Annotated in this window: 19 protein-coding genes; 10 read left to right on the plus strand and 9 right to left on the minus strand. The window is 61.1% G+C overall.

The genetic code is table 11. The features are described from left to right. The 4 genes from C9E81_RS14985 to C9E81_RS15005 form a co-directional block, all read left to right on the plus strand. Nucleotides 1-686: Mu transposase domain-containing protein (locus C9E81_RS14985; protein ID WP_425010651.1), on the plus strand; the 686-nt coding region annotated here is incomplete at its 5' end. Beyond that, nucleotides 683-1,438: an IS21-like element helper ATPase IstB gene (istB, locus tag C9E81_RS14990; RefSeq protein ID WP_122113178.1), complete on the plus strand. Its 756-nt coding sequence runs from the start codon at nucleotides 683-685 to the stop codon at nucleotides 1,436-1,438. The genes C9E81_RS14985 and istB, both read left to right, overlap by 4 nt. A gap of 947 nt (nucleotides 1,439-2,385) precedes the next feature. Next, nucleotides 2,386-2,769 (plus strand): TonB C-terminal domain-containing protein, encoded by a 384-nt coding sequence (locus C9E81_RS14995; protein ID WP_166461934.1) that lies wholly within the window; start codon nucleotides 2,386-2,388, stop codon nucleotides 2,767-2,769. A gap of 995 nt (nucleotides 2,770-3,764) precedes the next feature. Then, on the plus strand, nucleotides 3,765-4,169 hold the full coding sequence (locus C9E81_RS15005) for a hypothetical protein (protein ID WP_122113181.1): 405 nt from the start codon (nucleotides 3,765-3,767) through the stop codon (nucleotides 4,167-4,169). Between the two features lie 261 nt (nucleotides 4,170-4,430). Here C9E81_RS15005 and C9E81_RS15010 read toward each other — a convergent pair whose 3' ends face one another. Next, complete coding sequence (locus C9E81_RS15010; protein WP_122113182.1) at nucleotides 4,431-4,730, minus strand: hypothetical protein; 300 nt, start codon at nucleotides 4,728-4,730, stop codon at nucleotides 4,431-4,433. Between the two features lie 120 nt (nucleotides 4,731-4,850). After that, the gene (locus C9E81_RS15015) at nucleotides 4,851-5,309 is read right to left on the minus strand and encodes a DUF6173 family protein (protein WP_122113183.1); all 459 of its coding nucleotides are present in this window, start codon (nucleotides 5,307-5,309) and stop codon (nucleotides 4,851-4,853) included. 506 nt (nucleotides 5,310-5,815) lie between these two features. Here C9E81_RS15015 and C9E81_RS15020 point away from each other — a divergent pair. The 6 genes from C9E81_RS15020 to C9E81_RS22935 all read left to right on the plus strand — a co-directional run bounded on the left by C9E81_RS15020 (nucleotide 5,816) and on the right by C9E81_RS22935 (nucleotide 10,970). Continuing rightward, complete coding sequence (locus C9E81_RS15020; protein WP_122113184.1) at nucleotides 5,816-6,025, plus strand: hypothetical protein; 210 nt, start codon at nucleotides 5,816-5,818, stop codon at nucleotides 6,023-6,025. A 45-nt stretch (nucleotides 6,026-6,070) separates the two neighbouring features. After that, on the plus strand, nucleotides 6,071-7,030 hold the full coding sequence (gene ytfQ / locus C9E81_RS15025; protein ID WP_122113185.1) for a galactofuranose ABC transporter, galactofuranose-binding protein YtfQ: 960 nt from the start codon (nucleotides 6,071-6,073) through the stop codon (nucleotides 7,028-7,030). A gap of 57 nt (nucleotides 7,031-7,087) precedes the next feature. Further along, a complete protein-coding gene (locus tag C9E81_RS15030; RefSeq protein WP_122113186.1) occupies nucleotides 7,088-8,608 on the plus strand; it encodes a sugar ABC transporter ATP-binding protein in 1,521 nt (506 codons plus the stop codon). Then, on the plus strand, nucleotides 8,599-9,612 hold the full coding sequence (locus C9E81_RS15035; RefSeq protein WP_122113187.1) for an ABC transporter permease: 1,014 nt from the start codon (nucleotides 8,599-8,601) through the stop codon (nucleotides 9,610-9,612). Before C9E81_RS15030 ends, C9E81_RS15035 begins: the two co-directional genes overlap by 10 nt. Next, entirely contained in the window at nucleotides 9,609-10,589 is a 981-nt protein-coding gene (yjfF, locus tag C9E81_RS15040) for a galactofuranose ABC transporter, permease protein YjfF (protein WP_122113188.1), read from the plus strand. The genes C9E81_RS15035 and yjfF overlap by 4 nt, the downstream gene beginning before the upstream one ends. Nucleotides 10,590-10,796: 207 nt before the next feature. Beyond that, nucleotides 10,797-10,970, plus strand: coding sequence for a hypothetical protein (locus C9E81_RS22935; protein WP_166461935.1), 174 nt, complete (start codon nucleotides 10,797-10,799; stop codon nucleotides 10,968-10,970). 143 nt (nucleotides 10,971-11,113) lie between these two features. Here C9E81_RS22935 and C9E81_RS15045 read toward each other — a convergent pair whose 3' ends face one another. The 7 genes from C9E81_RS15045 to C9E81_RS15075 form a co-directional block, all read right to left on the minus strand. Then, entirely contained in the window at nucleotides 11,114-12,133 is a 1,020-nt protein-coding gene (locus C9E81_RS15045) for an ABC transporter ATP-binding protein (protein ID WP_122113189.1), read from the minus strand. Beyond that, nucleotides 12,130-13,098 carry an ABC transporter ATP-binding protein gene (locus tag C9E81_RS15050; RefSeq protein ID WP_122113190.1) on the minus strand — a complete coding sequence of 323 codons (969 nt, stop codon included), beginning with the start codon at nucleotides 13,096-13,098 and terminating at the stop codon, nucleotides 12,130-12,132. Before C9E81_RS15050 ends, C9E81_RS15045 begins: the two co-directional genes overlap by 4 nt. Further along, nucleotides 13,095-14,597 (minus strand): amidohydrolase family protein, encoded by a 1,503-nt coding sequence (locus C9E81_RS15055; RefSeq protein ID WP_122113191.1) that lies wholly within the window; start codon nucleotides 14,595-14,597, stop codon nucleotides 13,095-13,097. Before C9E81_RS15055 ends, C9E81_RS15050 begins: the two co-directional genes overlap by 4 nt. Beyond that, nucleotides 14,594-15,790, minus strand: coding sequence for an amidohydrolase family protein (locus tag C9E81_RS15060; RefSeq protein WP_122113192.1), 1,197 nt, complete (start codon nucleotides 15,788-15,790; stop codon nucleotides 14,594-14,596). Before C9E81_RS15060 ends, C9E81_RS15055 begins: the two co-directional genes overlap by 4 nt. Before the next feature lie 4 nt (nucleotides 15,791-15,794). Further along, nucleotides 15,795-16,772 carry an ABC transporter permease gene (locus C9E81_RS15065; protein WP_166461936.1) on the minus strand — a complete coding sequence of 326 codons (978 nt, stop codon included), beginning with the start codon at nucleotides 16,770-16,772 and terminating at the stop codon, nucleotides 15,795-15,797. A 7-nt stretch (nucleotides 16,773-16,779) separates the two neighbouring features. Next, the gene (locus C9E81_RS15070; protein WP_122113194.1) at nucleotides 16,780-17,748 is read right to left on the minus strand and encodes an ABC transporter permease; all 969 of its coding nucleotides are present in this window, start codon (nucleotides 17,746-17,748) and stop codon (nucleotides 16,780-16,782) included. 95 nt (nucleotides 17,749-17,843) lie between these two features. Beyond that, nucleotides 17,844-19,406 carry an ABC transporter substrate-binding protein gene (locus C9E81_RS15075; RefSeq protein ID WP_122113195.1) on the minus strand — a complete coding sequence of 521 codons (1,563 nt, stop codon included), beginning with the start codon at nucleotides 19,404-19,406 and terminating at the stop codon, nucleotides 17,844-17,846. Between the last annotated feature and the right edge of the window lie 36 nt (nucleotides 19,407-19,442).

The following is a 19,442-nucleotide window of genomic DNA, read 5'->3' on the forward strand; positions in this document are numbered from 1 at the left end:
AGCGTCGCCAGCTCGATGTTCTGCGCGGCGAAAGCGATACCATCGGCGCGCGGTTGCAACACGATCTGGCAGCGATGCGCCCATTCCCGGCCGCGCCTTTCGAGGCCTGTGATCAGGACAATGGGCGAGTCTCGTCCCAATCTCTGGTGCGCTACAAGACTAATGACTACTCGGTGCCGGTCGCCTTCGGACATCAGGATGTCTGGATCCGGGCCTATGTCGACACGGTGGTCATCGGTTGCCGTGGGGAAGTGATCGCCCGCCATCCCCGGTGCTGGGATCGTGACGAGATCGTCTTCGACCCGATCCATTACCTGCCGCTGCTGGAACAGAAGATCAATGCGCTTGAGCAGGCAGCGCCGCTTCAGGGCTGGGACCTTCCCGAAGAGTTCGCGACACTGCGCCGGCTGATGGAGGCCCGCATGAACCGGCATGGCCGCCGCGAATACGTCCAGGTTTTACGGCTGCTGGAAACCTTCGATCTGGCCGATCTCCAGGTCGCCGTGAAGCAGGCGCTCCACATGGGTGCAATCGGCTTCGACGCTGTGAAGCATCTCCTGTTGTGCCGGGTGGAACGCCGACCGCCCAGGCTGGACCTGGACTGTTATCCCTATCTGCCCAAGGCAACGGTCGAGAAGACCGAGGCGCGTTCCTATATGCGGCTGCTGGCGGGAGATATGGCATGAGCGACGCTCCGGAAATCCTGCTCGCCCATCATCTCAAGGCACTCAAGCTGCCCACGTTCCTGCGCGAGCATCAGAAGCTGGCCCAGCAATGTGCGGCGGAAGGCGTGGACCATGTCCGCTATCTGGCCCGGCTGGTCGAACTGGAACTCATCGACCGGGAAAGGCGGATGGTCGAGCGGCGCATCAAGGCCGCCAAATTCCCAGCGGTCAAAAGCTTGGACAGCTTCGACTTCGCCGCCATTCCCAAGCTCAACAAGATGCAGGTGCTGGAACTGGCACGCTGCGAATGGATCGGCAGGCGTGAAAACGTCATCGCCCTCGGACCATCGGGCACTGGGAAAACCCATGTTGCCCTCGGCATCGGGTTGGCCGCCTGCCAGAAGGGTCTTTCCGTCGGCTTCACCACCGCCGCAGCCCTGGTCAGTGAGATGATGGAAGCCCGTGATGAGCGCCGTTTGCTCCGCCTTCAGAAGCAGATGGCCGGAGACAAGCTTCTCATCATCGACGAACTCGGCTTCGTGCCCTTGTCGAAAACCGGCGCCGAGCTCCTGTTCGAGCTGATCTCGCAACGCTACGAGCGTGGATCGACCCTGATCACCAGCAATTTGCCTTTTGACGAATGGACCGAGACATTCGGCTCCGAACGCCTCACCGGCGCACTTCTCGACAGGCTGACCCACCACGTCAGCATTCTCGAAATGAATGGCCAGAGCTATCGTCTGGTCCAAAGCCGCGCCCGAAAGGCCGGCTGACCCCTTTCAAAAAATGCCAACGGCACAAGCACGGAACTCTGGTCGGGCTACGCCCTCCCGACGTTTCGTGCTTGTGCCGCCAACTGGCAGACTTTTGCGCCGCCGCGTGGCCGGGTTTTACTCCGCCGTTGACACTGGCGCGAAAAGCAGGTTATCGACGCCTTTATCTTGGAACTGGAGGCAAGACTTGCTTCCGATGGCGATCAAAGTATCGGCGAGAAAACAACATCTCAATGGCTGAGTTGGGCAAAGGAGCGCGCTGCCAAACTTGATCCGTTCGCGGAAGGACTGATTGGCTTGTTTCACCATGTCGGACAGCCCTGATGCTGAGCAATAGTTATGCCAACTAGCATGATCGCCGTTCTTCTTCGATCAATATCAATCGTTTACCTGCGGCTCTATTTAGGAGAGGGATGGAGGGCTATAGCGTAAACGTAGTGATCATCATTATCGGTTGCGGCCCGCCATTTCGGCTATTTTAACAAATAATATCGTGCAGTTAATATGGAATCCAGGTGGATATCCTTCATAGCATCCGCCCATGTGAAAAATGCCTGAAATGATGAACCTACCTGCTCCGATCTAAAAGCGGGCTAGGCCTGAGGTTGCAACGGGCGGTCATGCTGCCTGCCCCAGCTATCACCGGAACGATCACAGCGACGTGGCAGGTCTCGGCATCGATTCTTCGCAAACAAAGAGGGAACATTGATCCTCGGCGAATCTGTGTTGAGGCTGCAATGGTAAATTGGACATGCAAGCGCACGAATTTCGGTGATGGTCCAGTGACCGGAGTTCTCGTCCGCCTGCGACCTGACCTGTTCGGTCAGTTGGGCCCGACGCCTTCACGGCATGAGATGATCTGTATATTTCTTGCGGAGCGTCAGAGGAGGGTTATTGTCAGGGGCGAATGAAATAGCTTTCGCTATTTCTCTACAACGGTGATGGGTATGAGAAAATTGGTTGCAGTCTTGGCGTTTACTCTGATTGGCGTTGCTGCCGGTGCAGATACATCGTCTGACCTGAAGTCATGGGGCTTAAAAATCCGTGCATCACTCCGTGACGTGCTGTCAGAACAAGATAAAACAAAGCACAACACCAATGACGTTAACTCGTATAAAGCGGTTGTCGGAGTTAAACTGCGGCCGAATGGCGAAGTGCTGGATGTGGCGGTGTTCGACAGCTCAAGGAAAAAATATGATCATGAAGTGATCAGGCGTATCCGCGAAGCTTCCCCGCTTCCATCGGCGCCAGGGAAAATGAATAAAGACAGTTATGCGTTTAGCCTGCCAATAAATGCTGTGTGGAGAGGGCCCGTCGGGCCATTTGATTGACGTCGTTGACCGCATAAAAAAGCCCGCGCCAAATTTATAGCGCGGGCAGGTCCAACAGGGAGGTCGGTCCTATGGACCACCTTCAACCTGAAGGTTGCACCGGATGCTTTCAAGGGGGACTTGAGTGGCAGGATGGGCTCCACACAAGGTCCAGCCGATTTCGGAACGGGTAAGGTCGGCATGATTGAGCATGATTGGCTCGAAGCTTTAATTTCGTTGATTTATGCCATATGTTTCAATACCTTCTGCGTATGGATGTTCAAAAATCGAAAGCCGAACGTCAAAGGATTGGATGCTTATCTGGTTGCCTGGCACTACAGATATGACCTACATCGTTTCGGTTTTTCGTTGAAACACCCCAGCGATGTAAGTTTTTTTACGCATTTCCGGACGCAAAACCGGTATCCACTTTTGCTGGAAACGCTTTAACTTCGATACTGCTTTTCCTACCATTTTTCTTTGGCTGCGCAGTCCTCGTGATTGTCTTGGGGTAGAGATGGCAACGCGAGAGTCAGGCTGCGAAAGAACGGTTTAGGCAATGAGCATAATTAAGCAGGCAATGCGGTGGTTGGTTAGAGCTATCGATTTCGCGATTTTTGGCCTGCCAGGCGAGGGCATTGGTGGGACTATCGTTCTCGCGATGGTAGCGATCATGCTTTGGGCGGCATGGTATTTCGCATAGGTGGCTGTGCCGAAACCGGGTGCGTAGCCCGCTCTGCGCTGATTCGACCTATCGGACGGTCCCGGCAACGATGAAAGCATAAGCCCCCGCATTGCGCGGGACGATCACATGTTTACAGTGGAGGTAACGTGGAGACTTCTTCAGGCAGCTTTACTGATGACCCAATCGAGCAGCTAGGTCGCTTTCAGCACATTTCGCGAAAAGCGACTTGAACACATATTTATAGCATGGCTACTGTGGGGTGGCATTTCAGCTCGCCCTAGAAGCTTGAATATAGATAAAAGATTGCATGGGCACAAACGAGGGAAACATAATGAAACTGAAAACTGTCATAAGCATTCCAGTCATCGCGTTGCTTGCAGCCTGCGGCACTTCAGCATCCAATAATCCGAACAGCTTTAGGGTCGATCTCGACGACAATAAGCTGACGGGCAAGTACAATGCTTCTGGCTTTTCATCCAATGAGGTGAAAGAGGTTCTCGCCCTTGAATGTAAGGGCAGCAGCTTGTCCGGTTATGGTGAACAGGCAAGTGCGGATGGCTTGGTTGCTTTCACTGCTACCTGCGCGGGCGGTAACCTGCATAGCGCAGGTGGGATGACGGTAGAGCGCACAGAAAACAACGAGATACTTGTCGAAATAACAGGTGCCGACGAATCGGGAGACCTAGTGTACACCCGATACACAAACGGGGTTCGTGAAGTCGCACAGGGCCTCTAACGACATTGCGTGAAACCAACGGGATGGGTTAGCCTGTCCCGTTCGATTACAAGCGCAATTGCGATTGCTGCGGCACCTCGACCAAGCCACGGCCAAACGTTTCCCGGATGAACGTTCTGACGATCTGGTCTGCGGCAAACCGAAGGCTGCTATTGTGGCGTGTGGCCTCTCCGGATACATTGGCCACTGAGATATTCCTTATGTTCCCTGTCGCGGGCGCTTGGGATTGAGAGACCGGGGAGGACGCGCCCCGGCCTTTTGTCATCTTGCGGCTTCGATTGCATCAACCCATTTATCCGCGATCAAAACACCCCGCAGGTCATCGGAACCGATGGTTGCCTGTATAGCGATCTCGATCATTGCGCGGTTTGCCTCGATCCATTCGGTATCCTGACCGGGCATCAGGTGAAACGTTCGATATAGCTCACGATCATCAACTGTTCTGATGGCTGCGTTGATCCACGGCCTGTCTGGCTCATATTCCAGCCCTGTGCTTTCCATGTCATCGGCTTTCTTCAATTGCGGCCTGTGCATCTTCGTCGGCAGGATCAGGCCGCACATCAGGCTGAGGCATCAGCAGCAGGTCCAATGCTATTTCGAGCCTGTCCAGGCGGCCGTTGATGGCTCCAAAAACAACCTCGGGACCAGCGCCATTTCAGGCTGTGCCGGCCAGTTCCGTTTTTACGTCTCGGGGTTGTCGTCGATATCTTCTAGGAAACCAATCCGGTAGGGCTCCTGCTTGATCGGCCTGACCGCGACCAGCATGAAATTCAGCTGATCGATATGCTGGATCAGGGTGATCTTGTTACCCTTTGGATCCAACCCGTGGAACTCGATCAGATTGGGATTCTGATAGGATATCGCGCGGATATGCAGCTGTGCCGCAAGGCCGAAATTGGCCAGTTGCAGGCCGATCTCCTCGTCCTCGCCCAGCTCCGCCTCGAATTGCTCGATCCGCTTGCGCAGGTGATTGAAGATGAGGGCCGCCTCATGAAGCTCGAAATTATCCTCGGTGATTTCGGTCTGAGGAGCGGCCTGCGCCCGCTGCCTCCAAAGCTGCTGGCGCTGTTCAGCCACCATCTTTTGTACCACGATTTCCGAGAAATCCACATCGTCGGGCCGATCGTCGGTATCCGCCATTTTTTGCCTCGTTCTTTGGCCGCAATATGGCGGTCCTTCTGCGGAAAACTTATCAGCCTGTGGACCGGGAGCAATAGACCCCACCGGTCGGACGCGACATATCCCAAGGCGCGACCGGCAGCCGGGATGCCGGCAGCGCATGTAACAGATCCATCCTGATCGCATTGATGAGAGGTTTCAGCATATCAGTTTTGATATGCAAGTTACGCAAACTGTAATTTTACTAATATGCGAACGGATTGCTAGATCTTGCAGGAGTTGTTGGGGACCGGCGATCATGCGGACGCAGAGCGCAAAGCCGTTGCCGCTGACGAGGGAGGGGAGGATGAAGGTCGTAACTGTCGTCATCGGGAACGGCATCTTGGCGGCAGTCTTTTAGAACCGCAACAAGCGTTTTGCCTGCCGCAGGGGACGGCGGGAGTTTTGCCGGACATGCGAGATCCGCAACATTGTCCCGTCGGGTGATCGGAATCCGGCGGATAAGCTTATTTTCAGAAGGAAACGCGATGAGCTTTGCACCGCATGGCGAGCGTTTGATCGCAGGCGAATGGATCGGGGCGGAGCACTGTTTCCCCTCGGTGCCCGTGCATTGTCCGGCGTATGATTTCAGTTCCGGAACCGTCGATCCGGTGAACCGCACCGATGCGATCACGGGGATCAAGACACGGAAAACCGGCCTGCCCGAGACGTTGCCTCCGGAAAAGCAACGGGGCTGAAGGAAACGGTTTCGCGAGAATTTCAAAACCTGGAGGGAGGGAAAGATGAAGACCAGGACTTTACTAGGAACGACCGCTGCGCTGATGATTTCGACGACGGCGGCGATGGCCGAAGGAGAAACGGTGGGGTTCGCCCAGATCGGTTCGGAATCGGGCTGGCGGGCAGCGGAAACCGCGCTGACCAAGCAGCAGGCCGAAGAGCGCGGCATCGATCTGCGCTTCTCGGATGCGCAGCAAAAGCAAGAGAACCAGATCGCCGCGATCAGATCCTTTATCGCGCAGGGCATTGACGCGATCCTGTTGGCTCCGGTCGTGGCCACGGGCTGGGACTCGGTTCTGGAAGAGGCGCAGGAGGCCGAGATCCCGGTGGTCCTGTTGGACCGGCAGGTGGACAGCTCTGATGAACTGTATCTGACCGCCGTGGGTTCGAACCTTGTTCACGAGGGCGAAGTCGCCGGGGAATGGTTGGTGAACGCGGTTGGCGACCAGGAATGCCGTATCGTCGAGTTGCAGGGAACGACAGGATCGACCCCGGCCATCGACCGCAAGACCGGTTTCGAGAATGTCATCGCGGGCCATGACAATATGGAGATCGTCCGCAGCCAGACCGGCGATTTCACCCGCGCCCAGGGCAAGGAGGTGATGGAGAGCTTTCTGCAAGCCGAGAATGGCGGCAAGGATATCTGCGCGCTTTACGCCCATAACGACGATATGGCGGTGGGCGCCATCCAGGCGATCAGAGAGGCAGGGCTGGCGCCGGGCAAGGATATCCTGATCGTGTCGATCGACGGTGTGCCGGATATCTTCAAGGCCATGGCGGATGGCGAGGCCAATGCCACCGTCGAGTTGACGCCCAACATGGCGGGTCCGGCATTTGACGCGCTGGAGGCTTATTGGGCCGACGGCACCGCGCCCGAGAAATTCATCCAGACCGAATCCAGGCTGTTCACGCAGGACGACGATCCGATGGGCGAATACGAGACCCGCAAGGGGCTGGGTTATTGATGGCAATGGCCGGACCGCGCCTGTCGCGGCCCGGCCATTCCGGCAGGGAAAGACATCATGCTGCTCTCCATTCGCTCGCTGACCAAGACATTTCCAGGCACGCTTGCGCTCGACGGGGTTGATTTCGACCTGGCCACGGGCGAAGTCCATGCGCTGCTGGGCGAGAATGGCGCGGGCAAATCGACGCTGATCAAATGCCTGACCGGCGCATATCACCGCGATGGCGGGACGGTGGCGCTGGACGGGGCGGAGATCGCCCCCCGCTCTACCGTCGAGGCGCAGGAACTGGGCATCGGAACGGTCTACCAGGAAGTGAACCTGCTGCCCAATCTGACCGTGGCGCAGAACCTGATGTTCGGGCGCGAGCCGCGCCGTTTCGGCCTGATCAATACCCGCGCCATGCGGGCCGAGGCGCGCGAGATGCTGCGCCAATACGGGCTGGAACTCGATGTCGACCGCGACCTCGGCAATTATTCCGTCGCTATCCAGCAGATCATCGCCATCGCCCGCGCGGTTGCCTTGTCGGGCAAGGTGCTGATCCTGGACGAACCCACCGCCAGCCTCGATGCCCGCGAGGTCGAGATGGTTTTCGATGTCGTGCGCGGATTGCGCGAGCGTGGGCTGGGGATCGTTTTCGTGTCGCATTTCCTCGATCAGGTGTTCGAGCTGACCGACCGTGTCACCGTACTGCGCAACGGCCGCAAGATCGTGACCGAGCGTACCGCTGATCTGGACCGTATGAGCCTGATCGAGCATATGCTGGGCCGCGCGCTGGAGGAGGAGGTCGAGCAGCAAGGTGCCGGAAAGGCCGCAGCGACCCATCCGGACTTGCTGCATTTCGAGGGTGTCGGCCGCCATGGGGTGATCGAGCCTTTCGATCTGACCATCGGGCAGGGTGAGGTCGTGGGCCTCGCCGGACTGTTGGGCTCGGGCCGCACCGAAAGCGCGGAGCTGATCTTCGGTGTTCGCCCCGCCCAGACCGGCTCTGCGCGCGATGAAAAGGGCGCACTGGACCTGAAAAGCCCACGCGCCGCCATTGCAGCAGGGTTCGGCTTTGCTCCCGAGGATCGCAAGACCGACGGTATCGTTGCCGATCTGTCCATCCGCGAGAATATCGTCCTTGGCCTGCAGGCGCAGCGCGGATGGGCCCGGCCCATCCCCCGGGCCGAGCAGAACCGGCTGGCCGAGGATTATATCAGGCGCCTCGATATTCGCACTTCGGGACGTGAAAAACCGGTCGGAGATCTGTCCGGCGGCAATCAGCAAAAGGTCGTTCTGGCTCGCTGGCTGGCAATGAACCCGCGGTTCCTGATCCTGGACGAGCCGACGCGCGGCATCGATGTAGGCGCGCATGCCGAGATCCTGCGGCTGATACACGACCTGACCGGCGCGGGCATGTCGGTGCTGGTCATCAGCTCCGAGATAGAGGAACTGGTGGCCGTGTCCGATCGGGTCATCGTTCTGCGCGACCGCCGCCATGTCGCCGAGCTGAGGGGCGAGAGGGTTGCCCCCGATGCCATCATGCGGGCCATCGCCAGGGATGGCACCGGGGATGGGGAGACCGCCCGATGCTGCTGAAACGGATCGCTCCACAACTGATTGCGCTTGCTGCACTGGTGCTGCTGGTAACGCTGGTCTATCCCGGCTTTCTCGATATTTCCTTCAATGATGGCCGCCTTGTCGGGCCGGTGGTCGACGTGCTGAAACGCGGCGCGCCGGTGGCCCTGCTGGCAGTGGGCATGACGCTGGTGATCGCCACGCGCGGCATAGATCTGTCGGTCGGCACCACCATGGCGATCTGCGGTGCGGTGGCGGCATGGGCCATCGCCTCTGGCTGGGGACTCGCGCCGGCGCTGTTGCTTGCGCTCGCGGCAGGCGGGATAGCGGGATTGTGGAACGGTTTGCTGGTCGCGGTGGTCGGGATCCAGCCTTTCGTTGCCACGCTGATCCTGATGACCATGGGGCGTGGCATCGCCCAGCTGATCACCGAAGGGCGTATTCTGACCTTCAACCATCCGGGCTTTGCCTTCTTCGGATCGGGCACGATTCTTGGCCTGCCGGTTCCGGCATGGCTATGGCTGCTGACCGGGGCGGGCGTGGCGCTGCTGATGCGACGCAGCGCTCTTGGCATGCTGATCGAGGCCACGGGCATCAACCGGCGGGCCAGTGCCCTGGCTGGTGTCAACGCGACCGTGCTGCTGATAGCGGTTTACGTGGCATCGGGACTATGCGCGGCACTGGCCGGGATCGTCGTGACCGCCGATATTCGCGGGGCGGATGCCAATAATTCCGGTTTGTGGCTGGAACTGGACGCGATCCTCGCGGTGGTGATCGGCGGTAATTCCCTGCTGGGAGGGCGGTTTTCGATCCTCGCGGCGCTTTTGGGAGCGCTGATCATCCAGACCATCGACACAGGGATCCTGCTGGCCGGGTTCCCCTCGGAATACAATCTCGTCATCAAGGCGGCGCTGGTTCTGGTGATCCTCGTGCTGCAATCGCCCCGCATCGCCGCCGAATGGCGCATATGGCGCAAAAGCCAGCGCGCCAGCCGTGAAGCGCTGGCCGAAAGGAGCCGGACATGAATACCCGCGCCCTGCCGCTTTACGCCACCATCGTGATCTTCCTGCTGGCCTATGCGATCTGCTGGCTGCAGTTCCCGGCGATGCTGTCCACCCGTGTGATCGGCAACCTGCTAACCGACAATGCCTATCTGGGCATAGTCGCGGTCGGCATGACGCTGGTGATCCTGTCGGGCGGGATCGACCTGTCGGTGGGCTCGGTCATCGCCTTCTCGGGCGTGTTCATCGCGGTGCTGCTGCGCGACAGCTCGCTGCATCCGCTGGTGGTTTTCGCGATGCTCCTGGCGTTGACCACGGCTTTCGGCGCGGCGATGGGATTCCTGATCCACCGATTGGCGATGCCCGCCTTCATCGTCACGCTGGCCGGGATGTTCCTGGCGCGCGGGGCGGCCTATATGCTGTCCATCGACTCGGTCCCGATCACGCATCCGTTCTATGAGACGATACAGGACGCCTATTGGCTGATGCCCGGCAAGGGCCGGTTGCGGCTGATCGGCATACTGATGCTGCTGATCGTGCTGGCCGGCATGATCATCGCCCACAAGACCCGTTTCGGCGCCAGCGTCTACGCGCTTGGCGGAGGAGAGGCCACCGCGCGGCTGATGGGGGTGCGGCAGGGGCGCACGACGATCCTCGTCTATGCCTTTTCGGGATGCATGGCGGGCCTGTCGGGGATCGTCTTCTCGATCTATACCGGCTCGGGCTATTCATTGGCGACAGTGGGCACCGAACTGACCGCCATCGCCGCGGTGGTGATCGGGGGCACGCTGCTGACCGGAGGGGCGGGCTACATGTTCGGCACGCTGATCGGTGTGCTGACCATGGGGCTGATCCAGACCTATATCGTCTTCGACGGCACGCTTTCCAGCTGGTGGACCAGGATCGTGATCGGAATCCTGCTGCTGGTCTTTATCCTGTTGCAGAAGGGACTGTTGAAGCTGTCGCAATCCCGCCTGATCGAGGCGGCGGCGGACCGGTAAGAACCCGCAATCCTGCTTTGGCCGGTTCCGTTCGCTGTGCGAATTGCCTTCTTGGCCGAAACGGACCGGTTATCAAACTCCCCTGCCCCGTCCAACCAGCAAGGCCGCGCCCGTCACATAGCTTTCATTTGACCTTTCGCCTGATCGCGGTAGACCTTGTGGCGTCGTCAACACGGCGACTTACAATAGCAACAAAGGATCATGAACATGGCAGCCAATGAAGACAGAAAGCGCCTTCGCCAACTGAACCAGCGTATCAGGGTGAAAAAAGAGGATCTCGGACGTCTGCGCGAGGAACTGTCCGCGCTTAACGCTGAGCGCAAGACGATCAAGGAAAAACTGGCCGGTGAAGTTGCTGAGGCAGCTGCCTCGGAAAGTTAATCGAAGCACGCGCCTGCGCCTGAGTAACGGTGCGGGCGCGTCATCTGATGCCGTCGGTTGCCCGGATATACCCGAGTTGAATCTGCTTTGCAGATGCGTCCGGACAGGAACCCCGGATCGGTTCGGAAAGGGTGATATACCTTCTAGGCGTTCACCGCCTCCCCGGCCGGAATCCCTCCGCTTTCCTCGACCCGGTGGCAGGCAACGACGGCGCCGTCATCACAGCTTATCAGACCTGGTTTTTCCTGTTTGCACCGATCGTCGGCAAATGGGCAACGCGGATGAAAACTGCAGCCCGAAGGCGGGTTCAGCGGGCTTGGCACCTCGCCGCCGCGCAGGGGGCGGTCACGATGCGGATTGCGGACATCCGGGATCGTGTCCAGCAGCAGCTGCGTATAGGGATGCCGGGTTCTTGCGAACAGCACCTCGGTCGGCGCCTCCTCGACGATCCGGCCCAGATACATGACCGCGATCCGGTCGGACATGTGCCGCACCACCGACAGGTCATGGCTGATGAACAGGTAAGTCAGCCCCAACTCGTCCTGCAGGGAGCGCATAAGGTTCAGGATCTGCGCCTGGACCGACACGTCCAGCGCCGATGTCGGCTCGTCGCAGACCAGGAACTCCGGCTCCGAGGCCAATGCCCGCGCGATGGATATCCGCTGCCGTTGCCCGCCCGAGAATTCATGCGGGTATTTCGCCCCGTCCGCCGGGGAAAGCCCGACGACTTCCAGCAATTCGTTCACCCGGTCGCGGATCGCCTGCTTGCCGCTGCGCAGCTTCAATTCGCGCAGAGGTTCGGCGATGACGTCGAAAACCTTCCAGCGCGCATTCAGGCTCGCGTAAGGATCCTGAAAGATCATCTGCGCGGTCATCGGCTGGCCCGACTTTCCCGGCGCAAAGCGCATCTCGCCCCGCTCGGGCCGGTGCAGGCCGGTGACGATACGGGCGACCGTTGATTTCCCGCAGCCGGATTCGCCGACCAGCGACAGGCAGCCGCCGCGCGGCACATCGAAATCGATATCGTCCACGGCACGCAGGATCTGCCGCTCGCGCCGCTCGATCACGCGGTTCAGCCACGGGGCCGAGACATCGAAGCTCTTGCAAAGTCCCCGGACCTTGAGCGCGGGAGCCGCGGCCCTGTCCTTGATATCGGCGCTCATGCCGTGCCTCCTTCCAATAGCCAGCAGGCCGCCTTCTCGGCCCCTGCCGTGAAAAGTTCCGGCCTTTCGCGGCGGCATCTGGGCCCGGCCTGCGGGCAGCGCGGATTGAAGGCGCAGCCCGGCGGAATCGCGTTAAGCCGGGGCATGGAGCCGTCGATCTGTTCCAGCCGCGGCACCCTTGCCCCAAGCGCCGGGATCGAGCCCATCAGCCCCTGCGTATAGGGATGCTGCGGGTCACGGGTGACCTGCGCGACCTCGCCGATCTCGATCAGGCGCCCGGCATACATCACCGCCACCCGGTCCGCCGTTTCGGCGATGACGCCCATGTCATGGGTGACCAGCATCACCGCCGAGCCATGTTCCGCGCAAAGCCGCCGCAGCAGCGCCGTGATCTGCGCCTGGATCGACACGTCCAGTGCCGTGGTCGGCTCGTCGGCGATGATCAGGCTGGGGCGCGCCGCAAGAGCCAGCGCGATCACCACGCGCTGCCGCATCCCGCCCGAGAACTGGTGCGGATAATGATCGACACGTTCCGAGGGCGCGGGGATGCCGACCTCGGCCAGCAATTCGACGGCACGGGCACGGGCAGCCGATGCCGACATCGGCAGATGCTGACGGATGGTCTCGACCAGCTGCGCGCCCACGGTGAATAGTGGGTTCAGCGAGGTCAGCGGGTCCTGGAAGATCGCGCCGATCTCGCGGCCCCGGATACGCGTCATCTCGCGGTCGGACAGTGTGTCGATGCGCCTGCCGTTCAGCGTCACCGAGCCCGAGGCGATCCGGCCCGGAGGCTCCAGCAACCCTTGCACGGCCAACCCGGTCATGGATTTGCCGGCGCCGGATTCTCCTACGACGCCCAGGATTTCGCCGGGGCGGATCGACAGGCTGACATTGTCCAGCGCGGTCAGGACGCCGCGATGGGTCGGAAACTCTACCCGCAGATCGCGGACTTCCAGCACATTCATGACGACTCCAGCGGATAGGATGGTGGAAACAGATCCGACAGTGGCGGGTGCTGCCAGCTTCGTTCGGGATATTTGGCGACCAGACCGTCGAACTGCGCCTGTGCACGCGCCTGCGCATCAGGCAGGTCCAGCCCCGCCACCTCGGCCTGCCCGGCAATCCGGCGCATCGACAGGCGGCCATCGACAAAGACCGCGCGGGTGACCTTGCCCGAGCCTCCCGCGACAAGCGTGGTGATCGGGTCGATGGCGGGGGTCATGATCGCGTCATCCAGCGCGAACACCGCGATATCGGCGGGTCCGCCTGCCCGCAGCCGCCCCAGGTCAGGACGCCCGAGCGCATCGCCTCCGCCGATGGTGGCGGCATCCCACAGGTCGCGGGTCGGGGTCTGGTGCTGCGGCCCCTTCACATGCGCCCCGATCAACCCGACCAGAAGGTTCAGCAGCATGTCGGGCGGAGCGGTATCCGTGCCCATGGCGATATTGATCCCCATGCCGCGCAGCTCTCCAAAGCTGTTCAGCATCGCGCCGTGACGCCCCGAAACCAGCGGGCAATGCACGATGCTGACGCCGTTTTCTGCATAAAGCGCCAGATCCTCGGTTGTCGCGCAGGTGGCATGCGGAGCGATCAGGCGTGGCCCCAGCAGCCCCATCCCCGCCAGCCAATGCGGGGCAGTGCAGCCATGCAGGGCGCGGACGGTATCCAGTTCCATCTGGCCCTGCGCCATATGCAGGCGAACCGGGCAATCGAGTTCTTCTGCCGCAGCAAATGTCCTGCGCAGCAATTCCCCGGTGCAGGTCTCGACACGATCCGGCGCCAGCAAACCGCGCACCAGCCCGCCCTGGCTGCCGTCATGGCGGCGAATGAAGGCGACCGCATCCTCCAGCCCCTGCAGGCCCCGCGCCTCGTCAAAGACCGGGCGCATCTCGCCCGGGGCCTCCAGAACCATGCCGCCCGCCCTGTATGCCGGGCTCAGATAGATCCGCAGCCCAAGATCGGCGGCGGCATCCACGGCGGCATCGAATTCGGCGACACTCTCTCCCCATTGCCGATAGAACAGGCTGGCGATGGGGGCGGCGGTGGTGATCCCGCTTTGCAGCAATTGCGCGAATGCGAAACGCTTCTGGAAGGCGAGTTCCCCGGGCGAATACATCTCGTATGGGCCACGCTCGACATAGGAGCGCGGCCAGACCCGGCCCTTGGCCCAGCCCGGCTGATGGTCGATGCCGAGGATGGTGGTGTCCAGATCCGACAATGCGTCCAGGTCGATCAGGCCGGGCGAGATCAGGCTCATGCCCAGATCAACGCGACGGGCGACCTCGCCGGGATAATCGCGCCCGACGAAACTGACCTGCCCGTCGGTGATAACAACCTCGCCATGCTCGATCAGCCGGCGGCCCTGCGGGCTGTCATGGATCACCCAACGCGCGCTCAGCAGAAGCGGCCCATCCGCCCGCTGGCCAAGCGCCAGTTGCCCGAGTCCGGTTGCCTCGCCCGTCACGGCATGTCCTTTCCGATCACGGTCCCGTCGCGCGCCGTCACCCGCCCGGCCTTGACGACCAGCGGCCGTGGCAGGCGCTGCACCAGCGCATGCGACAATGTCTGCCCCTGCAGCAGGGTCAGATCGCCTGCCCCGCCGGTCTCGATCCGGTAGTCGTCGCGGCCCATCGCCTGCGCCGCCCCGCCCGAGCAGATATGCAGGGCGTGCTCCAGCTCGAAATCGCAGCGCAGCCCGTTGCGCATGCCGATCACCTCGGCGCGGTGCAGCATGTCGGGCAGCCCCCACGGCCCCCATGTGTCGCGGATCCCGTCGCAGCCGCCGCCCATGCGGATCCCGGCTTCTTTCAGTCGCATGATCGCAGGCACCTCGGCCGAGGGAGCCCCAGTGGTGAAGATCGGAATATCCAGCGCGGCGATCTCGTCGATCAGGGCCTGCGTGCGCAGCCAGTCGGGCGCACCAAGCGCGAATGCGTGGCTGATCCCCACTTTGCCCTGCATGCCGAGCGCGCGGGTGCGCTCGAAGATCAATTCCATGCTGAAGGCGCCAAGTTCGCCGCGCTCGTGCAGGTGGATATCGATGGGCTTGCCATGTTTCTGCGCAAGCCCGAAGATCGCGTCCAGCGCACCTTTCGGATCCCGCTCGAAGCCGCAGGGATCGATGCCCCCCACGACCTCCGCCCCCTGCGTCAGCGCCTCGTCCAGCAGCTCCACGGTGCCCTTGCGTTCCATCATTCCCGATTGCGGAAAAGCCACGATCTCGATTTCGACATGATCGCGCAACGCCTCGCGCGTGGCCGCCACGCCCTCGAACATCGCCAGGCCGTGACGCGTGTCGATATCGACATGGCTGCGGATCAGCGTCGCGCCATTGGCGATCAGGCCAAGGGCGTGGCGCATCGATTGCCGCGCCGGGTCGATGCCGATCTCCAGCCGCTGTTCGCGCTCGTAATCGATCCGGCCACGCAGGGTTTTTACCTGGTCATTCGCATGCCAGTCCATGTCCCATGTGGTCTTGTCCAGATGGGTATGGGCGTCGACCAGACCCGGAATGACCAGATGCCCCCTACCCTCCTCCACCGGAACGCCCTCGGCCTCCAGCCCAACGCCCATTTCGGCGATTCTTCCGTCGCGGATCAGGATATCGGCGGGCTCGCCTCCCATGGGGCGGATATTTCGGATCAGAAGATCGGCCATTGTCTTACCTCAGTTTCGGGTTGAGCGCATCGCGCAGCCAGTCACCGATCATGTTGACGGTCACGACCAGAAGCGACAACTGCATCACCGGAAAGACCACGATCCACCAGCTTCCCGAGAACAGGTAATCGTTGCCAAGGCGGATCAGCGTCCCAAGGCTGGGCTGGCCCGGAGGCATGCCGATACCCAGGAAGGACAGCGTCGCCTCGGTCAGGATCGCCATGCCGAAATTCAGAGTCGCGGCGACAAAGATCGGGGTAAGCGTGTTGGGCAGGATATGGCCCAGCATGATCCGGCGGCCCGGCACATGCAGCACGCGGGCGGCAAGGACATATTCCTTCTCGCGCTCGACCGAGGCCTGCGCGCGGACGGTGCGGGCATATTGCACCCATGACGACAGCACGATGGCCAGCACCAGCACTCCCGCCGCGCCGACATCGCGCAGCGAGGCGGGCAGTGCCTGCCGGACCAGCGAGCTGACGAGGATCGCGACCAGGATCGTCGGGATCGACAGAAGGACATCGCCAAGCCGCATCAGCAGCGTATCGATAACCCCCCCGTAGAACCCGGCCAGCAGGCCGAAGGTGATCCCGACGACCAGCGACAGCGCCACCGCAGCGATACCGATGACGATCGACACGCGCGAGCCGTAAAGGATCGCCGACAGCACGTCGCGCCCCTGTGAATCGGTGCCCAGGATGAAGGGCCATTGGCCATCCGCCTGCCAGATTGGCGGAATCTCGGCATTCAGCAGATCAAGCTGGGCCGGGTCATAGGGGTTCTGCGGCACGTAAAGTGGCGACAGGAAGGCCGTGACGACCAGAAACAGCAGCAGGACCGAGGCCGCGACCGTCGCGGGACGCCTGCGAAAGGATCGATAGATCTCGCTCTCGCGCCATTTCACGCGCCTGCCGGTTTCCTGCGAAGGGGTTCTGGCATCGGCGGCCGGGGTCATGGCTGGAGTCTGATATTGCCGGGACATGATAGCCTTACCTTGCGCTGCGCAGGCGCGGATCGATGATCGCATAGCTGATATCGACCATCGTGTTCAGCACTACGAAAATGAAGGATATGATGACCAGATAGGCGGCCATCACGGGGAAATCGAGGAAGGTCACCGCCTGGATGAACAGCATGCCCATGCCCGGCCACTGGAACACCGTCTCGGTGATCAGCGCAAAGGCGATCAGTGCCCCCACATTCATCGCCGTCATGGTGACGACCGGCATCAGGCAGTTGCGCAGCGCATGGCGGAACCAGATCCGGTGACGCGGTATCCCCCGCGCCCGCGCGAATTTGATGAAATCGGTGCGCAGCACCTCGAGCATCTCGGCCCGGACCAGGCGCATGATCAGCGTGATCTGGTAAAGCGACAGCGATATCGCCGGCAGCACCAGCGCGGCGCGTCCCGAGGGGGTCAGCAATCCGGTGCTCCACCATCCGAAATCGACCACCTCGCCACGCCCGAACGAGGGCGACCAGCCAAGGATGACCGAAAAGACGAGGATGAGCATGATGCCGACGACGAAGCTCGGCAGCGAAACCCCGATGATCGAAAGGAATTGCAGCCCCTCTGCATACCATCGCCCGCGCCCGATCGCCGTCAGGATCCCCAACGGGATACCCACCACAAGCGAAATCAGCGTGGCGACCAGCACCAGTTCCATGGTCGCCGGAAAGCGCTCTGCGATCAGTCCGATCACGTCCTGATTGTTGCGATAGGACATGCCGAAATCGCCCTGCATGGCATTGCCGACAAAGCGCATGAACTGCACCGGCATGGGATCATTGAGCCCCATTCGGTCGCGCAGGGCGTCGCGGTCGACCTGCGACATCTGTTCATTGGCCAGCATCTCGACCGGATCGCCCGCGACCTGAAAGATCGCGAAGGCCAGGAACGCCACGGCCATCATGACGAAAACCGCATTGACGAGACGCTTTAGGATGAAGACCAGCATCAGTGCCTACTCGTGTCCGGGATATTGCGGACCGGAGCATTCCGGTCCGACGGGTTTCGCGGCATGTGCCCCAAGGGATCATGCCGCCCGACAAGTCACTCGGCCAGCCTGGTCAGCCAGTGACGGGCCTTGTTGTCCGGCTTCTGCATCACCGACTCGACCTCTTCAGACATGGCCCAGGCCATGGGCTGCTGGTAAAGCGGCAGCATCACCAACTCGTCCTTGGCCATCTGCAGCGCCTCTGTCTCGAGCGCCAGCCGCTTGTCGCGGTCCATTTCCGTCGAAGCCTGTTCGATCAGCTTGTCGATCTCGGGATAGGACCACTCGCCCCAGTTGAACACCCCCCAGATCTCGCTCTTGGTATGGATGATCTGCTGCAGAAGGGAATAGGCATCCATCATCGGCAGGGTCGCCCAACCGATGATATAGACATCCGCCTTGCCACCGGCGCGCTTGGGGGTTTGCAGCGCCTGCGGCGCCGAATCCAGTGTCGGGTTGAAACCCGCACGGCTGAGCATCGACACCACAGCGCGGCACAATTCCTCGTCATTCACATAGGCGTCATTGGTGCAGACAAGGCTGAATTCCAGCCCCTCATGCCCAGCCTCGGCCAACAGGGCGCGGGCCTTTTCGGGATCGGCGGCGGGATAGGCGTCCAGCGCCTCGGCATAGCCCGGGATCTCGGGCGCGACCATCGAACCCGAGGCGCGCGACTTGCCACGGAACACGCGCTTGGCCAGCAGGTCCCGATCTATCGCGACATCGAAGGCTTGCCGCACGCGCAGGTCGTTGAATGGATTGTCACGGCCATCCTCGAGCTTCGGCTTGCGGTTGAAGCCGAACATGATCGTCCGCAGGCTTGGTGTTTCCATCAATGTCACGCCGGGTGCCGCTGCCAGGCGCTCCAGATCCTGGACCGGCGCTTCCTCGGTGAAATTGATCTCGCCCGACAGCAGCGCCGCCACGCGCGTCGGGGCCGAGGTGATGGGCGTGAACTCGATCCGGTCGATATTATGGCGCGGCTCGTCCCACCACCCATCGTTGCGCACCAGGACGGTCTTGGCGTCCGGCGTGCGGCTTTCGACACTGAAAGGTCCGGTTCCGTTGGCATTGTTGGTTGCGTAATTCTCGACACCGGCCGCAGCATCGCTCGGCTTCTCGGCATTGTTGTCCTTCAGCCAGCCCGCATCGAAGATCAGGATATTGGTCAGGTCGTTCAGCAACAGCGGATATGGGCCGGTCAATTCGATATCGACCGTGTAATCATCGACCTTGGTCGCGGATTTATAGGCCGGCAGATTGCCCTTCAGCGGCGAGGCCGGATCGCTGACACGGGTCAGCGAGGCGATGACGTCATCGGCGGTGAACTCGGCGCCATCCTGGAACTTGACCCCTTCGCGCAAATGGAAGCGCCAGACCGAGGGAGAAACGGTTTCCCATTCCGTCGCCAGCGCGCCCTCGATCTCCAGATTCTCGTCATAGCGGACCAGTGCCTCGTAGACATGGTTCATGAAGGCGATGGTATAGCTGTCGCCATAGGAATACGGGTCCAGCGAATATATGTCCCGCGCCGATCCCCAACGCAGTGTTTCCGCCTGCGCCGAGACGGCTGTCATCAACGCTGCCGTGGCCAGCAATCCGGCTTGTATCGGTTTCATCTGTCAACTCCCATGTTGAACTGTTTCAGGCGTCCT

Origin of the sequence: Paracoccus alkanivorans (assembly GCF_003697785.1) — a bacterium.
In the GTDB taxonomy this organism is placed as follows: domain Bacteria; phylum Pseudomonadota; class Alphaproteobacteria; order Rhodobacterales; family Rhodobacteraceae; genus Paracoccus; species Paracoccus alkanivorans.

Excerpts from the sequence above, each read along its gene's own strand:
- istB (WP_122113178.1), top strand. The coding sequence starts at position 683 with ATGAGCGACGCTCCGGAAATCCTGCTCGCCCATCATCTCAAGGCACTC.
- C9E81_RS14995 (WP_166461934.1), top strand. The coding sequence starts at position 2,386 with ATGAGAAAATTGGTTGCAGTCTTGGCGTTTACTCTGATTGGCGTTGCT.
- C9E81_RS15005 (WP_122113181.1), top strand. The coding sequence starts at position 3,765 with ATGAAACTGAAAACTGTCATAAGCATTCCAGTCATCGCGTTGCTTGCA.
- C9E81_RS15010 (WP_122113182.1), bottom strand. The coding sequence starts at position 4,730 with ATGTGCGGCCTGATCCTGCCGACGAAGATGCACAGGCCGCAATTGAAG.
- C9E81_RS15015 (WP_122113183.1), bottom strand. The coding sequence starts at position 5,309 with ATGGCGGATACCGACGATCGGCCCGACGATGTGGATTTCTCGGAAATC.
- C9E81_RS15020 (WP_122113184.1), top strand. The coding sequence starts at position 5,816 with ATGAGCTTTGCACCGCATGGCGAGCGTTTGATCGCAGGCGAATGGATC.
- ytfQ (WP_122113185.1), top strand. The coding sequence starts at position 6,071 with ATGAAGACCAGGACTTTACTAGGAACGACCGCTGCGCTGATGATTTCG.
- C9E81_RS15030 (WP_122113186.1), top strand. The coding sequence starts at position 7,088 with ATGCTGCTCTCCATTCGCTCGCTGACCAAGACATTTCCAGGCACGCTT.
- C9E81_RS15035 (WP_122113187.1), top strand. The coding sequence starts at position 8,599 with ATGCTGCTGAAACGGATCGCTCCACAACTGATTGCGCTTGCTGCACTG.
- yjfF (WP_122113188.1), top strand. The coding sequence starts at position 9,609 with ATGAATACCCGCGCCCTGCCGCTTTACGCCACCATCGTGATCTTCCTG.
- C9E81_RS22935 (WP_166461935.1), top strand. The coding sequence starts at position 10,797 with ATGGCAGCCAATGAAGACAGAAAGCGCCTTCGCCAACTGAACCAGCGT.
- C9E81_RS15045 (WP_122113189.1), bottom strand. The coding sequence starts at position 12,133 with ATGAGCGCCGATATCAAGGACAGGGCCGCGGCTCCCGCGCTCAAGGTC.
- C9E81_RS15050 (WP_122113190.1), bottom strand. The coding sequence starts at position 13,098 with ATGAATGTGCTGGAAGTCCGCGATCTGCGGGTAGAGTTTCCGACCCAT.
- C9E81_RS15060 (WP_122113192.1), bottom strand. The coding sequence starts at position 15,790 with ATGGCCGATCTTCTGATCCGAAATATCCGCCCCATGGGAGGCGAGCCC.
- C9E81_RS15065 (WP_166461936.1), bottom strand. The coding sequence starts at position 16,772 with ATGTCCCGGCAATATCAGACTCCAGCCATGACCCCGGCCGCCGATGCC.
- C9E81_RS15070 (WP_122113194.1), bottom strand. The coding sequence starts at position 17,748 with ATGCTGGTCTTCATCCTAAAGCGTCTCGTCAATGCGGTTTTCGTCATG.
- C9E81_RS15075 (WP_122113195.1), bottom strand. The coding sequence starts at position 19,406 with ATGAAACCGATACAAGCCGGATTGCTGGCCACGGCAGCGTTGATGACA.